The sequence below is a fragment of the Streptomyces sp. NPDC002125 genome (genome assembly GCF_053593715.1).
The window spans coordinates 1-15077 of sequence record NZ_JBSFDD010000024.1 but is presented as its reverse complement, the minus strand read 5'-3'; the positions used below and the strand labels follow the sequence as shown (position 1 = coordinate 15077).

General features: G+C 71.4%; 12 protein-coding genes. 7 read left to right on the top strand and 5 right to left on the bottom strand.

Features of this window, described 5'->3' with window-relative positions:
* The first annotated feature begins 426 nt into the window (after positions 1-426).
* From ACWCQM_RS30870 to ACWCQM_RS30855, 4 genes are read left to right on the top strand one after another with little or no spacing between them, the layout of a single operon-like run.
* On the top strand, positions 427-3210 hold the full coding sequence (locus ACWCQM_RS30870) for a nitrate- and nitrite sensing domain-containing protein (protein WP_450918371.1): 2784 nt from the start codon (positions 427-429) through the stop codon (positions 3208-3210).
* Positions 3207-3650: a roadblock/LC7 domain-containing protein gene (locus tag ACWCQM_RS30865; RefSeq protein ID WP_073751940.1), complete on the top strand. Its 444-nt coding sequence runs from the start codon at positions 3207-3209 to the stop codon at positions 3648-3650. Before ACWCQM_RS30870 ends, ACWCQM_RS30865 begins: the two co-directional genes overlap by 4 nt.
* A 9-nt stretch (positions 3651-3659) precedes the next feature.
* Positions 3660-4097 carry a DUF742 domain-containing protein gene (locus tag ACWCQM_RS30860; RefSeq protein ID WP_450918370.1) on the top strand — a complete coding sequence of 146 codons (438 nt, stop codon included), beginning with the start codon at positions 3660-3662 and terminating at the stop codon, positions 4095-4097.
* Positions 4078-4683 carry a GTP-binding protein gene (locus ACWCQM_RS30855; protein WP_450918369.1) on the top strand — a complete coding sequence of 202 codons (606 nt, stop codon included), beginning with the start codon at positions 4078-4080 and terminating at the stop codon, positions 4681-4683. The genes ACWCQM_RS30860 and ACWCQM_RS30855 overlap by 20 nt, the downstream gene beginning before the upstream one ends.
* Positions 4684-4824: 141 nt before the next feature.
* Here ACWCQM_RS30855 and ACWCQM_RS30850 read toward each other — a convergent pair whose 3' ends face one another.
* Positions 4825-5172, bottom strand: a complete 348-nt coding sequence (locus ACWCQM_RS30850) for an Mpo1-like protein (protein WP_450918368.1) — start codon at positions 5170-5172, stop codon at positions 4825-4827.
* A 121-nt stretch (positions 5173-5293) separates the two neighbouring features.
* Positions 5294-6100, bottom strand: a complete 807-nt coding sequence (locus ACWCQM_RS30845) for a M15 family metallopeptidase (RefSeq protein ID WP_450918367.1) — start codon at positions 6098-6100, stop codon at positions 5294-5296.
* Between the two features lie 60 nt (positions 6101-6160).
* On the opposite strand from ACWCQM_RS30845, the gene ACWCQM_RS30840 reads away from it, so the two are divergent.
* Positions 6161-6658, top strand: a complete 498-nt coding sequence (locus tag ACWCQM_RS30840; protein ID WP_450918366.1) for an NUDIX domain-containing protein — start codon at positions 6161-6163, stop codon at positions 6656-6658.
* Between the two features lie 123 nt (positions 6659-6781).
* Here ACWCQM_RS30840 and ACWCQM_RS30835 read toward each other — a convergent pair whose 3' ends face one another.
* The gene (locus ACWCQM_RS30835; protein ID WP_450918365.1) at positions 6782-9151 is read right to left on the bottom strand and encodes a glycoside hydrolase family 31 protein; all 2370 of its coding nucleotides are present in this window, start codon (positions 9149-9151) and stop codon (positions 6782-6784) included.
* A 218-nt stretch (positions 9152-9369) separates the two neighbouring features.
* On the opposite strand from ACWCQM_RS30835, the gene ACWCQM_RS30830 reads away from it, so the two are divergent.
* Both ACWCQM_RS30830 and ACWCQM_RS30825 read left to right on the top strand, forming a co-directional pair.
* Positions 9370-11346: an acetoacetate--CoA ligase gene (locus tag ACWCQM_RS30830; protein ID WP_450918364.1), complete on the top strand. Its 1977-nt coding sequence runs from the start codon at positions 9370-9372 to the stop codon at positions 11344-11346.
* 77 nt (positions 11347-11423) lie between these two features.
* Entirely contained in the window at positions 11424-12338 is a 915-nt protein-coding gene (locus ACWCQM_RS30825) for a hypothetical protein (protein ID WP_450918363.1), read from the top strand.
* Between the two features lie 83 nt (positions 12339-12421).
* Here the strand turns inward: ACWCQM_RS30825 and ptsP are convergent, their stop codons facing one another.
* Positions 12422-14092, bottom strand: coding sequence for a phosphoenolpyruvate--protein phosphotransferase (gene ptsP, locus ACWCQM_RS30820; RefSeq protein WP_450918362.1), 1671 nt, complete (start codon positions 14090-14092; stop codon positions 12422-12424).
* A 76-nt stretch (positions 14093-14168) separates the two neighbouring features.
* Positions 14169-14618 (bottom strand): PTS sugar transporter subunit IIA, encoded by a 450-nt coding sequence (locus ACWCQM_RS30815; protein WP_450918361.1) that lies wholly within the window; start codon positions 14616-14618, stop codon positions 14169-14171.
* Positions 14619-15077 lie beyond the last annotated feature (459 nt).

The window sequence follows — 15077 nt, the reverse complement described above, 5'->3', positions numbered from 1 at the left end:
GATACCGCTCGCCTGTCGCACGTACCCCCGTGAGGTTCTTCTGCCCCGTACATGTGGACGAACGCCATGGAGTGAAGATTCCCGCCCGGAGGTCTCAATCAGCCCCGAAAGGTCACGGAACGAAGAATTCCAGCCAACTGCCTTGTGAGGATGCACCGCCTTCGGCCTGGGACTCTCTGTCGCTTTCGCGAACTTCATCGCCGGGAATACCGGTACAACTGGTGAGCAAGACAAGGGAGAGCGGCTGGAAAACGTCCGGACGTGTCTTCGAGTTACCCGTGGGTCAGTAGTAGGCTCGCGCCGCTTGTTGACGGAACACCGGCAGACGTACGGTGGGCCGCGGCGGGATCACGGGAACACACAGGAAATCCGGCAACGACACCGACACGACCACCCCCGCGACGCGGGGCCGATCTGGGGGAGGCCATGCGCTTTCGCGGGAAGTCCATCCGCAGGAAGATCGTGGCGTTGCTCCTGGTGCCGCTCGCCTCCCTCACGGGCCTCTGGGTCTTCGCCACCTACGTCACCGGCCGTGAGGCCACCGAACTCATGGGCGCGAGCGCCGTGGTGGAGAAGGTCGGCCACCCCCTCGAAGACACCATCCGCGCCGTCCAGGACGAACGCCGCCAGACACTCGTCTTCCTCGCGGACCCCCGGGCCTCGGACGCCCTCCCCCTGCTGCGCCGTCAGCGCGCGGCGACGGACCGGATCGTGGCGGACGTCCGGCGGAGCGCGAAGAGCAAGGACGTCCGGGACAAGCTGAGCCAGGAATCGGAAGCCCGGCTCGACGCGATCCTCGGCGAGATCGACGGACTGGACGCGCTGCGCGGGTCCGTGGAGAAGCGCACCATCGACCGGACCAGGGCGCTCGCCTTCTACAACGGTCTCGTCGACCCCTGCTACCGATTCCTGAACGGTCTCCACACGATGGAGAACGTGTCGATGGACAAGCAGGTCCGGGCCCTCGTCGGCATCTCCCGCGCCCGCGAGATGCTCTCCCGCGAGGACGCCCTGGTCGCCTCGGGCCTGATCGCGGGACGGCTCGGCGCACCCGAACTCCGCGCGGTCTCCGACCTCGCCGCCAGCCGTACGCTCCTGTACGACGTCAACCTCGAACTCCTGCCCGGGGACGAGCGCGCGCGCATGGAGCAGTACTGGCGCAGCCCCGACACCGAGCCGCTGCGCACCGCCGAGCAGAAGCTCATCGCCGCGGGCCCGTTCACCAAGCCCGGCGCCGTCGACACCGAGCGCTGGGAGGAGGTCGCCCCGGCGGTCCTGGCACACCTGGCCAACGACAGCACCGAGATGTCCAACCGCTTCCAGGACCGCGCCGAGCCCGCCGGCTACCGGGTCCTGATCCAGGCGGGCGTCGCCGGCGTCCTGGGCTTCGCCGCCCTGCTGGTGTCGGTCTTCGTGTCCGTCCGGGTGGGCCGCGAACTCGTCCGGGACCTCTCCCGGCTGCGCAAGGACGCCCACGAGGTGTCCGGGGTGCGGCTGCCCAGCGTGATGCGGCGGCTGGCCGCGGGCGAACAGGTCGACGTGGAGACCGAGGCCCCGCACCTCAGTTACGAGCGCGACGAGATCGGCCAGGTCGGACAGGCGCTCAACACCCTCCAGCGGGCCGCCGTCGAGGCCGCGGTGAAGCAGGCGGACATGCGCCGGGGCGTCTCCGAGGTCTTCGTCAACCTCGCACGACGCAACCAGGTGCTCCTGCACCGTCAGCTGACCCTCCTGGACACCATGGAGCGGCGCACCGAGAACAGCGACGAACTCGCCGACCTCTTCCGCCTCGACCACCTCACCACCCGCATGCGGCGCCACGCGGAAGGCCTCGTGATCCTCTCCGGGGCGGCCCCCTCCCGGCAGTGGCGCAAGCCGATCCAGCTCATGGACGTGGTGCGGGCGGCGGTCGCGGAGGTCGAGGACTACGAACGGATCGAGGTCCGGCGCCTGCCCCGCATCGGCGTGGGCGGCCCCGCCGTCGCCGACCTCACCCATCTGATCGCCGAACTGCTGGAGAACGCCACGGTGTTCTCACCCCCGCACACCGCGGTCCAGGTGCACGGCGAACGCGTGGCCAACGGCTTCACCCTGGAGATCCACGACCGCGGCCTCGGCATGACCCCGGAAGTCCTCCTGGACGCCAACCTCCGGCTCGCCGAGACCCCCGACTTCGAGCTCTCCGACACCGACCGGCTCGGCCTCTTCGTCGTCAGCCGGCTGGCCCAGCGGCAGAACGTCAGGGTGTCGCTCCAGACATCGCCGTACGGGGGGACGACCGCCGTCGTCTTCATACCGTCGCAGCTGCTCACCGACGCCCCCGACACCCACGGCACCGGCTTCCGCCTGGACCGCCGGGCCGAGAAGGCGATCGGCGGCCGTCCGGTCAGCGGCGCGCCCGGCAGTGACAAGGCACGCAGGGACGGCATCGCCGACGGGGACATCGCGGGCAGGCCCGCCGGGCTCTCCCCGGTCCCCACCGGGCTCACCGGCCCGTCCGTGCTGGACGGCCCGGTCGAGCTCGAAGGGCCGGTCGGCACACTCGGGTTCACCGACGATCCCGCCCTCGACAGGGCGCTCGACCCGGCGCTCGCCCCCGTACTCGACGGTGTGTCCGACCTGGAGGACACCGAGAGCGAGCGGGGCGGCATCTTCCGGGCCCGCGACCTGCGCAGGGACGCCGACCGCGAGCAGCACCAGCAGGCCTACGACGCCTCCGAAGGGCCCTCCGCCGACGTCCGGCCGATGCGGCCCTCCGGGCCCGTCCCGCTGCCGCGCCGCAAGACGCCGAAGCTGGTGGCCGACCAGGGCCGCCGGATCGGCGACCGCGACCGCACGGGCGACAGCGGCCGGGCCCATCCCACGGCGCCCCACACCGTCCCCGACGGCCGGACGGCCTGCGGGTCCGACGACCCGCAGCGGCCACGGCCCGCCTCCGGGCGGCCCGCGCCGGACACGGTGGGCGGCCTCCCGCGCAGGGTCCGGCAGGCCAGCCTCGCCCCACAGCTCCGGGAGGACTCCGCAGGGCGGACTTCCGGCCAGGCCCCCGCGGACACCGCCGATGACCTCGAACGTGACGCGGACGAAGTACGCAATCGCATGGCTTCGCTTCAACGCGGCTGGCAGCGTGGCCGTCGGCAGAACGCCGAGGACGCGACCGGCCCCGGCGAGACAGCACCAGGAACGACTCCGGGAGGGGACGGTCGATGACCGCACCGAACGCCGCAGCACAGAACGCAGCACGCCAGGGTTCCGGCGAACTGAATTGGCTCCTCGACGAACTGGTCGAGCGCGTCGCGAGCATCCGCAAGGCACTGGTCCTCTCCAGCGACGGCCTCGCCACCGGCACGTCCAAGGACCTGACCCGGGAGGACAGCGAGCACCTCGCCGCCGTCGCCTCCGGATTCCACAGCCTCGCCAAGGGCGTCGGCCGTCACTTCGACGCCGGCCGGGTCCGTCAGACCGTCGTCGAACTCGACGAGGCCTTCCTCTTCGTCACGGCCGCCGGTGACGGCAGCTGTCTCGCCGTCCTCGCCGACTCCGACTCGGACGTCGGCCAGGTGGCGTACGAGATGACCCTGATGGTCAAGCGCGTGGGGGCCCACCTGGCGAACGCCCCCCGGACCACCGGTATGCCCGCCGGAGGGTGAGGCGAGGGCATGAGCGCCGACTCCGTCCGTGACACCGCGTCCGGCTCATCGCCCGCTTCCGCTGAAGCGGGCTCCTCGCGCTGGTACGACGCCGACGCGGGTCCGGTGGTCCGGCCCTACGCGATGACCCGGGGGCGAACCAGCAGCGCGTCCCGCCACCGTCTCGACCTGATCGCGATCGTCATCCCCGAACCGGCGGCCGACGATCCCGGCCGGGACCAGACGCTCTCCCCGGAACACGTGGAGATCGTCCGACTGTGCCACGACATGCCCCAGTCGATCGCCGAGCTCGCCTCCGGACTGGACCTCCCCGTCGGGGTGGTCCGGGTCCTGGTCGGTGACCTCGTCGAGGACGAGCTGGTGCACGTCACCCGTCCTGTTCCGCCGGCCGAGCTGCCGGACGAGAGCATTCTTCGCGAGGTGATCAATGGCCTTCGGGCGCTCTAGCCGCAGAAAGCGGCCCGTCGAGCCCGTCACCCTGAAAATCCTGGTGGCGGGTGGCTTCGGCGTGGGCAAGACGACCCTGGTGGGCGCGGTCAGCGAGATCAGACCGCTGCGTACGGAGGAGAGGCTGAGCGAGGCGGGACGCCCCGTGGACGACGTCGCGGGCGTCGAGGGCAAGCACACCACCACGGTGGCCATGGACTTCGGCCGGATCACCCTGCGCGAAGACCTCGTCCTCTACCTGTTCGGGACGCCCGGGCAGGACCGCTTCTGGTTCCTCTGGGACGAGCTGGCCCAGGGCTCCCTGGGAGCGGTGGTCCTCGCGGACACCAGGCGGCTGGAGGACTGCTTCGCGGCGGTCGACTACTTCGAGCGCCGCGCGATCCCCTTCACCGTCGCGGTCAACCTCTTCGAAGGCGCCGAACAGTTCCCCACCGAGACGGTCCGGGCGGCCCTCGACCTCGACCCCGAGGTGCCGGTGCTGCTCTGCGACGCCCGCGACAGGGCGTCCGTACGGGATGTGCTGGTCGCGGTCGTCGAACACGCCATGGTGCGTGCGGACCGGCTCAGGGAACCCGCCACGACCTGACGGCCGCTCGCGCCCGGACAGAACGCGGCCCGTACCCCCGCCGACCGGGGTACGGGCCGCGCGTACGGTGAGGGGGGCGGCGGGCGTGACAGGAGTCTTCACCCGGGGTGACGGACCGTCAACCCTGCGCGCAGCATTGGATCACGCGTTCTCCGCGAGCCACTTCTGCGCGGTCTCCGCGAGTTCCGCATCCCGCCCCGCGAGCATCATCCGGATCATCTGCGCATCGCCGCGCAGCGACCACGCGGGGTTGCCGAACGTCGCCGGATTGTTCTTCTCGATGAGGAAGTGAGCCGGCCACGCCGTCCCGTAACCGATCAGCGGCAGCGCCAGGGCGTACCGCTTCCGGCCGCGCGCCAGACCGTAGGCGGTCAGGGCGAGACCGGTCAGGGTGCCCGTCAGATGGATCCACCGGGTGGCCGCCCTGGAGTGCATCGCGACGTAGTAGGGCCAGAATTCTTCGTACGAACCGAATGTCTGCTGAGGCATACGGGCACCGTAACGGCTGGAACGGCAACCTGATACGGCAGTTCCGCGTCCGGCTGCGGGAACGGGCGGCCGGAGCCCACGGAGGTGGTCCCGGTCGCCCGTTCCCCGTGCGGGGCCGCTGTCAGTGACCCGCGACGGAACGCCTGGACACCGGGAAGTCGAAATAGGTGTCGGGGAAGAGCTCGGGCTTGTAGGTGAAGTGCCACCACTCCTCGGCGAGATTCACGAAGCCAAGCCCGGTCAGCGTCTCCTTGAGGAACTGCCGGTTGGCGCGCTGCACCCCCTGCACCCGGGGGTCGTCCGTGTGCGACAGGGTGTCGAAACAGTCGTAGCCCGTGCCCATGTCCACCGAGTTGTCGGGGAAGCGCGCCTCCTTGGGCGCGTAGCACGGCGCCAGCTTCTCACCGGGCTCGTACGGCCTGGTCGGCAGCGCCGGCAGCTTCACCAGGGTGAGGTCAACTGTGCTGCCCCGGCTGTGCCCGGACTTCTCCGCGATGTAACCGTCCTCGAACAGACGCGTCTTGTCGACGTGCGGATAGAACTCGTCCTTCATGGCCTGGTCGTCGAGATCCTCGGCCCAGCGCACGAAGTGGTCGACAGCGCGCTGCGGGCGGTAACAGTCGTACACCTTGAGCGAGTAGCCCTTCCGCAGGAGGCTCCGCTGGGCCGTGCGCAGCGCTTGTGCCGCCGGCCGCGTCAGGATGCACACGGGCTGGCGGTAGCCGTCCACCGGCTCTCCCACGAAGTTGTGCGCGGTGGTGTAGCGCATCTCCGTGAGGATCGTCGGATCGACGGAGCGCAGGTCGACGAACTCCGGGGGAGCCTTCGGTTCGGGCCGGGCGGAGGCCACCGGGGCGGCGGCGGTCGAGGCGAGCAGAGCGGCGGCGGCGATGGCCACGGCGCGGAGAACACGGTTCATTCCTGTCATGGGCACACCGTCTATCAGCTTCGGAGCCCCAGGAGAAGAGTGATCGGATACAGTCCGCCCGTGAAGGACTCCCACTGCGGCTTCTGCGGAGCCCCGTACGCCGCCGACACCTGGCCGCGCACCTGCGCCGCCTGCGGCCACACCGCGTACAGCAACCCGCTGCCCGTCGCCGTCGCCCTTCTGCCCGTGACCGGACCGCAGGGCACCGGACTGGTCGTCATCACCCGCACCATCCCTCCGCACCAGGGCGGCATCGCCCTGCCCGGCGGCTACGTCGACCGGGCCGAGGACTGGCGCCACGCCGTCGTACGCGAACTCCGCGAGGAGACCGGCATCCCGGCCGACGAGACCGACGTACGCCTCGCCGACGCGCTGAGCTCCCCGGACGGACACCTGCTGCTCTTCGGACTGCTCCCGCGCCGCCCCGCCGACGAACTCCCGCCCTCCGCACCGACGGACGAGACCTCCGGATACGCGGTGCTGCGCACCCCGGACGAACTTGCTTTCCCCCTGCACACCCTGGCCGTACGCTCCTGGTTCGCCGGCGACTACAGCTGAGCGGGCCACCGCCGCCCAGCCAGGTACCCGGGCTGCGCGGGCGACCACGACCGAGCCAGGTATCCGGGCTGCGCGGGCGACCACGGCTGCGCGGGCGGAAGGCGAGTCCGGCCGGGCGGGCCACTACGCCCGATCCGGATCCGCCAGCCCCCGCACCCGGACCGGCCACCCCACCGCGCTCTCCTCACCGTCCCGCTCGACCACCACACGCCCGCCCGAGAGACGCGAGGTGTACCGCTCCACCTCCGCCCGCTCCCACCCGTCGCCCATGTCCCGTACGACAAGACCGCCGCCGGTACGCCCCGCACGCGGCGCCCACACCTCCAGTTCGAGCCCGCCGTCCGCACCCCGCACCGGGATCACCGCACCGGCCCGCGCCAGCACCGGAATCCGGGACAGCGGCGCGTCCACCACGACCTGCCCCGGCCCCTCGTACGCCCGGCCGGTCGCCGTGTCGTACCACCGCCCGTGCGGCAGCCGCACCTGCCTGCGGACGGCGCCCTCCTCCAGCACCGGGGCCACGAGCAGCGCGTCACCCAGCAGGAACGCGTCCCCGCAGTCCCGCAGCGCCCGGTCCGTGGACGACCCCCACCACAGCGGACGCACATACGGCGCACCGGTCAGCCGGGCCCAGTGCGCCAGCGTCACGAAGTACGGCAGCAGCCGCTCCCGCTCCTCCAGCGCCTCCCTGGCGTGCGCGAGCACCCGGGGCCCGAACTCCCACGGCTCGCGGCGCCCCGCGTCGATCGCCGCATGGGTACGGAACAGCGGCATGTACGCGCCCAGCTGGAACCAGCGCAGATACAGCTCGGGCGACGGCGACCCGTCGAACCCGCCGACATCCGGCCCCGAATACGGCACCCCGCAGAGCCCCAGGCCGAGGACCAGGGACAGCGAGGCCTTGAGCCCCGGCCACCCCGTGGCCACATCGCCGGACCAGGTGCCCCCGAACCGCTGCATCCCCGCCCAGCCCGAACGGGAGAACAGGAACGGCCGCTCGTCCGGGCGCAACCGGAGCAGACCCTCGTAACCGGCCCGCGCCATCGCCAGGCCGTACACGTTGTGCGCCTCCCGGTGGTCCCCGCCGGCACCCTCCAGCGCGTGCCTGGCCGAACGCGGCAGCGTCGGATCGCCGAACGCCGAGAAGGACACCGGCTCGTTCATGTCGTGCCACACCCCGGAGAACCCCCGGGCGAGCCGCTCCTCGTAGAGCCCGCCCCACCACTCCCGCACCAGCGGATCGGTGAAGTCCGGATAGACGCATTCGCCGGGCCAGACCTCACCGACCACCGGACGCCCCTGCGGATCCCGGACGAACGCCCCCGCGGGCCCCACCTCCCGGCCGCTGTCGAACACCGCGTTCCCCACCGAAGCCCGCACCGCGGGATCGACGATCGACACCAGGCGTACGCCGTCCTCACGCAGCTCCTTCGCCAGCCCGGGCAGATCGGGGAACCGCTCCCCGTCGACGGTGAACACCTGATGCGCGTCGTGGTGGTCGATGTCGAGATGCAGCACCGACAGCGGAAGCCCCCGCTCCCGGTACCCCGCCACGACCCTGCGCACCTCCCGCTCGCTGCCGAAGCCCCACCTGGCGTGCTGCGGACCCAGCGCCCACGACGGCGGCAACGCGGGCGCACCCGTCAGCGCCGTCCAGCCCTGGAGCACCCGGGCCGGCGTGCCCGCGACCACCCAGCAGCGCAGCGGGCCGCCCTCCATCCGCACCTCGCACGCCCCCGGGCGGTCATGGCCCGAACCCTCGCCCTCCTCACCCTCCCGCAAGGTCACCGCGCCCGGCCAGCTGTTGTCGTGGAAGGCCAGGTGCGTCCCCGCGTCCGACACCACCAGCTGCACGGGCATCGTCACGTACAGAGGATCGTCCTCCGGACCGAAACGGCCTCCCGGATCGGTGTTCCACAGCCGGTACACGCCCTCCCGCAGCCTCGGGCCCCCGGCACGCCCGCCCAGCCCGAAGAAGCGGGCGTCCGCCGGGACCTCGGACCGCTGCACCCAGCGCGCCGATCCCCCCGCCACCGGCTCCCACCAGCGCGGCGGCAGCTCCCGGCGCAGCACCACGCCGCCCGGCGTGCGCAGCTCCACTGCCCCGTGCCGCGACACGACGACCGTCAGCCGCTCCGACACCACCTGCCAGCCGCCGTTCGTGGCGGGCTCCAGCCGGGCCCGGGGGTCCGCCTCCGGCGCCGCTTCCGGCAGGGCGTACGACGGCAGCGGACCGGCGCCGTCCCAGGACCAGAACACCGCACCGCCGACAGCCACCCGGATCAGCAGCTGCGAGCGGGCGAACCTGACGACACCCCCGCCCGGCTCCGGCTCCGCACTGACCAGAAGCCCCGGCACACGCGCCCGTTCGGCCCCGCGCGGAGCCAGCGCCCGCGCATCCGCGCGATGGCGCCGCCAGGCCGAGCGCACCGTGCGCATCCCCTGTACGGAACCGACCATTTTCACCGAGCGCAGCAGGTCACGACCATCCATGCGGGCCACCCTGCCATCCACCCGGACGTATCCGGGCTCCGTTCAGCTTCCGTTCACCTGTGTGTCCACCACACAGCGGGACACGCAACCATGGCGGGCGGACCCTGGTGCGCAAGACGATCACATGGCATCGTCCGTGAATGCCGTTCGCGCGCACGACCCAGCCGGTGAGCGCGCCGGTCGCCCACCCCGCGAACCCGAAAGGCCAGGGAGCCTCCATGACCTCAGCAGCCGACGAAGCCCCCCTCTGGCAGCCGGAGCCCGAGCGCGTCGAGGCTGCGGCCGTCACCCGCTTCCAGCGATGGGCGGCCGAGCGGTACGGAGCACCGGCCGAGGGGGGATACGCGGCGCTGCACCGCTGGTCCGTCGATGAACTCGACACCTTCTGGAAGGCCGTCGCCGACTGGTTCGACGTGCGCTTCTCCACCCCGTACGAAGCGGTCATCGGCGACCGCACCATGCCCGGCGCCCAGTGGTTCCCCGGCGCCACCCTCAACTACGCCGAACACGCCCTGCGCACGGCCGACGACCCGCTCCGCGCCGACGCCCCCGCCCTGCTGTACGTCGACGAGACCCACACCCAGGTCGCCATCAGCTGGTCCGAACTCCGGCGCCAGGCAGGCTCGCTGGCCGCCGAGCTCCGCGCCATCGGCGTCACGCCCGGCGACCGCGTCAGCGGATACCTCCCCAACATCCCGCAGGCGGTCGTCGCGTTCCTCGCCACCGCGGCCGTCGGCGGCGTCTGGACGTCCTGCGCCCCCGACTTCGGGGCACGCAGCGTCCTGGACCGGTTCCAGCAGGTCGAACCCGTCGTCCTGTTCACCGTCGACGGCTACCGCTACGGCGGCAAGGAGCACGACCGTACCGACACCGTGGCCGAACTCCGCCGCGAACTGCCCACCCTGCGCGCGGTCGTCCACATCCCGCTCCTCGGCACCGACGCGCCCGACGGGGCCCTGGAGTGGTCGGCGCTCACCGCCGCGGACACAGAGCCCGTCTTCGAGCAGGTGCCCTTCGACCACCCCCTCTGGGTGCTGTACTCCTCCGGCACCACGGGGCTTCCGAAGGCGATCGTCCAGTCCCAGGGCGGCATCCTGCTCGAACACTTCAAGCAGATCGGCCTGCACTGCGACCTCGGCCCCGACGACCGCTTCTTCTGGTACACCTCCACCGGCTGGATGATGTGGAACTTCCTCGTCTCCGGTCTGCTCACCGGCACCACCGTCGTGCTGTACGACGGAAGCCCCGGCTACCCGGACGTCAGCGCCCAGTGGCGCGTCGCCGAGCAGACCGGCGCGACCCTCTTCGGCACCTCCGCCGCCTACGTGATGGCCTGCCGCAAGGCGGACGTCCACCCGGGCCGCGACTACGACCTCAGCCGTGTGCAGTGCGTCGCCACCACCGGCTCACCGCTCCCGCCCGACGGCTTCCGCTGGCTCCACGACGAGGTCGCCGAGGACCTCTGGATCGCCTCGGTCAGCGGAGGGACGGACGTCTGCAGCTGCTTCGCGGGCGCGGTCCCCACCCTGCCGGTCCACATCGGCGAACTCCAGGCCCCCTGCCTCGGCACGGATCTCCAGTCCTGGGACCCCGCGGGCGAACCGCTCACGGGCGAGGTCGGCGAGCTCGTCGTCACGGCCCCCATGCCGTCCATGCCGGTCCGCTTCTGGAACGACCCGGACGGAAGCCGCTACCACGACAGCTACTTCGACATGTACCCCGGCGTGTGGCGCCACGGGGACTGGATCACCCTCACCGAACGGGGATCGGTGATCATCCACGGCCGCTCGGACTCCACCCTCAACAGGCAGGGCGTCCGGATGGGATCCGCCGACATCTACGAGGCGGTGGAGCGGCTCCCCGAGATCCGCGAATCCCTCGTCATCGGCCTGGAGGAGCCGGACGGGGGCTACTGGATGCCGCTGTTCGTGCACCTCGCCGACGGTGCCGTGCTCGACGACGCACTCCGCGACAGCATCAAGCGGACCATCCGCGAGAACCTCTCCCCACGCCATGTACCGGACGAGGTCATCGAGGTCCCCGGCATCCCGCACACCCTGACCGGCAAGCGCATCGAGGTTCCGGTCAAGCGGCTCCTCCAGGGCACAGCCCTGTCCAAGGCGGTCAATCCGGGCTCCATCGACAACCTCGAACTGCTCCACTTCTACGAGCAGCTGGCCCGCGAGCGCCGCTGAGCCGCCCGCGGGACCGTCACTGTCAGTCCCCCTGATTACGCTGAGTGAGCATCGATCCACAGTGCACAGGGGGACTCATGGCGCACAGCAAACAGACCAGGCGCGTCCAGCACCGGTCCGGAACATCCATCAGGCGCGCACTGCGCCGCGAAGTGCCCAGCACCGTCGGCCTCCTGGTCGACGCCGAGGACTTCGCGGCCATGCGCCACTACCGGACCTTCACCTTCGACGACCACTCCGTCTACCTCCGGCAGGTCGAAGGCCTGCTCAGGACACTCGCAGCCCAGGGGACGCACACCACGGTGGCCCTCTTCGACCCGGAGGACTACGCCGAGTTCTGCGTGGAAGCGGGCATCGACCCGGACGACCGTACGAGCCGCAGCCGGTTCACCGCCGAGATCGCCGCGGCAGGCGCCACCGTGGCCTATGCGGGCCAGCCCCTCGACACGCTGATCCCGCTGCTCGTCTCCCGGGCGGTCCGCCGCGCGACCTGGGAGTACGCCACGATGCTGCTGGCAGGCCTCGGCGACTGCGCGGACTGCGGGCAGGACATCGGCCGCGCGGCCTTCGACCGGGCGTCCCACCTGCTGGGGCGGCTGCTGGACGCCGCGGGACCCGGCACCCACCACGTCGTCTGCAGCACACCCACGGACGACGACCAGCTCCTCGCCGTCCTGCACACCTCACGGGACACCGACGGCCCGGCACGGCTCGCGTCCTCGGAAGGAGCGGAGTTCGCCACCGTGCTCGCCGTCGGCGTCGCACTGGAGACACAGGGCGGCGTCGTCCTGCGCACCACCGCACCGGGCGCGCCGGACCGTGTGCACGGCTGGCGCCTGGACCGGGGCAGCCTCGTCCCGCTCACGGCGGGCGCGGTCTTCAGCGCCTACTGCACCGACGCCGACACCGGCGAACCCGTGTCCCCGGAGTCCGGCGTCGAGTACTGCGCGGGCTTCGACCTCGGCGCCGACGAACCGGAGGCGCACCGCTGACCCACCACCGAAAGCAGACGGGCCCCCACCGTCACCGGCGGGGACCCGTCAGCGGCCGGCCGCGCCCACGCGCGGCCGGACCGTCACTCGCCCGACAGCACCGCCTGAGCCGCGAGACGCGCCTCGTCGGCGGAGTCGGCGGCGCGCGCGGCGGAGGCCGCACGCTCGCACTGCGCGAGCGTGTGCTTCGCCAGCGTCGCCCGCACATAGGGAATGGACGCCGCACCCATCGACAGAGAGGTGACACCGAGACCGGTCAGCACACACGCGAGCAGCGGATCCGAAGCGGCCTCACCACAGACACCGCAGCTCTTGCCCTCCGCCCTGGCGGCATCGGCCGACAGCGCGACCAGATCCAGCAGCGCCGGCTGCCACGGGTCCTGGAGGCGCGACACCGCCCCCACCTGACGGTCGGCGGCAAAGGTGTACTGCGCCAGGTCGTTGGTGCCCAGCGACAGGAACTCCACCTCCTGCAGGATCGACCGGGCCCGGAGCGCGGCGGACGGGATCTCCACCATCGCGCCGAACTTCGCCTGGAGCCCCGCTTCACGGCACGCGTCGGCGAACGCCTTCGCGTCGGCACGGTCCGCCACCATCGGGGCCATGACCTCGAGATAGACCGGCAGCCCCTCGGCCGCCCGGGACAGCGCCGTCAGCTGGGTCCGCAGCACATCCGGGTGGTCCAGCAGGCTGCGCAGACCACGCACACCCAGAGCGGGGTTCGGCTCGTCCGCAGGAGTCAGGAAGTCCAGCGGCTTGTCGGCGCCCGCGTCCAGCACGCGGACCACGACGCGCCCCTCGGGGAACGCCTCCAGCACCGCACGGTAGGCCTCGACCTGCTTCTCCTCGGACGGAGCCCGCTTGCTGTCGTCGAGGAACAGGAACTCCGTACGGAACAGCCCGACACCCTCGGCACCGGCCTCCAGCGCCGCCGGAACGTCACCGGGGCCGCCGACGTTGGCGAGCAGCGGCACCTTGTGACCGTCGGACGTGGCACCGGGACCGGTCACGGCCGACAGCGCCGCCTTGCGGGCGGCCGAGGCGCTCTCCATCTCGGCGCGCTTCTCCGGGCTCGGCTCGACGAAGATCTCACCGGTGCTGCCGTCGACCGCGACGACCGTGCCCTCGGCGATCTCACCGGCTCCGGGGAGCGCCACCACGGCCGGCACACCGAGCGCCCGCGCGAGAATCGCGCTGTGGCTGGTCGGCCCGCCCTCCTCGGTGACGAAACCCAGCACGAGGGTGGGGTCGAGCAGAGCCGTGTCGGCGGGTGCCAGGTCACGCGCGATCAGCACGTACGGCTCGTCGCTGTCCGGAACACCCGGCATCGGGACACCGAGGAGCCGGGCCACGATCCGGTTCCGTACGTCGTCCAGGTCGGCGACCCGCCCCGCCAGGTACTCCCCGGCATTGGCCAGCAGCGCCCGGTACGCGGCGAACGCGTCGTACACACCGCGCTCGGCGGTGCTGCCGACAGCGATGCGGCGCTCCACATCGGCGATGAGCTCGGGGTCCTGCGCCATCATGGCCTGGGCCTCCAGCACGTGCTGTGCCTCGCCCCCCGCCAGGTTGCCGCGCGCGATGAGGTCGGCCGCAACAGCTTCCACGGCCTGGCGGGCGCGCCCCTGCTCGCGCTCTGCCTCCTCCGCGGGAATCTGTTTGGCCGGGGGTTCGAGCACTGCCGTACCCATGTGCCGAACTTCGCCGATCGCCACACCGTGGCTCACGCCGACGCCTCGCAGCGTTGTCTCCATTTCACCCGTCTCCGATTGTGCGGCGGCTGCGCCGCCGCGGTGGATGCCCTACTGGCCGGTCACTGCGCCGAGGCTGTCACTGCCAGCCGAACAGCGTCTCGCCGACCTTCACGTCGCCGTCCTCACGGACCTCGGAGAGGGACTCCGCGGTGGCCTCCAGGGCCACGACCGGACAGATGGCCGACTTCCCGGCGGCTTCGACACCGGCCGGGTCCCAGCGCACGATGCCCTGCCCGCGGGTCACGGTGTCCCCCTTGTTCACGAGCAGCTCGAAGCCCTCGCCGTTGAGCTGCACCGTGTCGATCCCGAGGTGCGTCAGCACTCCGTGCCCCTGGTCGTCGACGACGACAAAGGCGTGGGGGTGCAGGGAGACGACGATTCCGTCGACCGGCGAGACGGCCTCGGAAGGCTCACGCACGGGGTTGATGGCCGTACCGGGACCCACCATCGCTCCGGAGAACACGGGGTCGGGCACCGCGGTGAGTCCGATGGCGCGGCCGGCAAGAGGGGACGTCACTGTGGTCATGGAGAGCCTCCCAGGGGCGGGGATCCGTCTGTCACCGCCACGGCTGATGGAGGGCGGCGTACTGATCAGCAGCGTAAGTCATATGAAGTCCCGGTTCCGCCCGAGAGCTACCGGTTGGTGGACCAAGGGGCACACCGGAAACGATTTGCCTCGTCTCACGGGGAGCTGTACTGTCGTACTCCTGCCTGGCTCCAAAGCGACCTCTGGTCCGGGACCGGCGGCGACTCCCAAGCCCAGACTGTAACTCTGATCGAGCTTCCGCATGCCTGCGGGACCCCCGGTCAGGGAATAGGAAAAGGCCTGATAGAGTCGGACTCGCCGGAAAGGGAAACGCGAAAGCGAAGAACTGGAAAGCGAAACAAGTAGTAACCCGCTTCGACCGGGAATCGGACACGAAAGAGTCTGATAGAGTCGGAAACGCAAGAACGAAGGGAAGCGCCCGGAGGGCCCCGGTGAAAC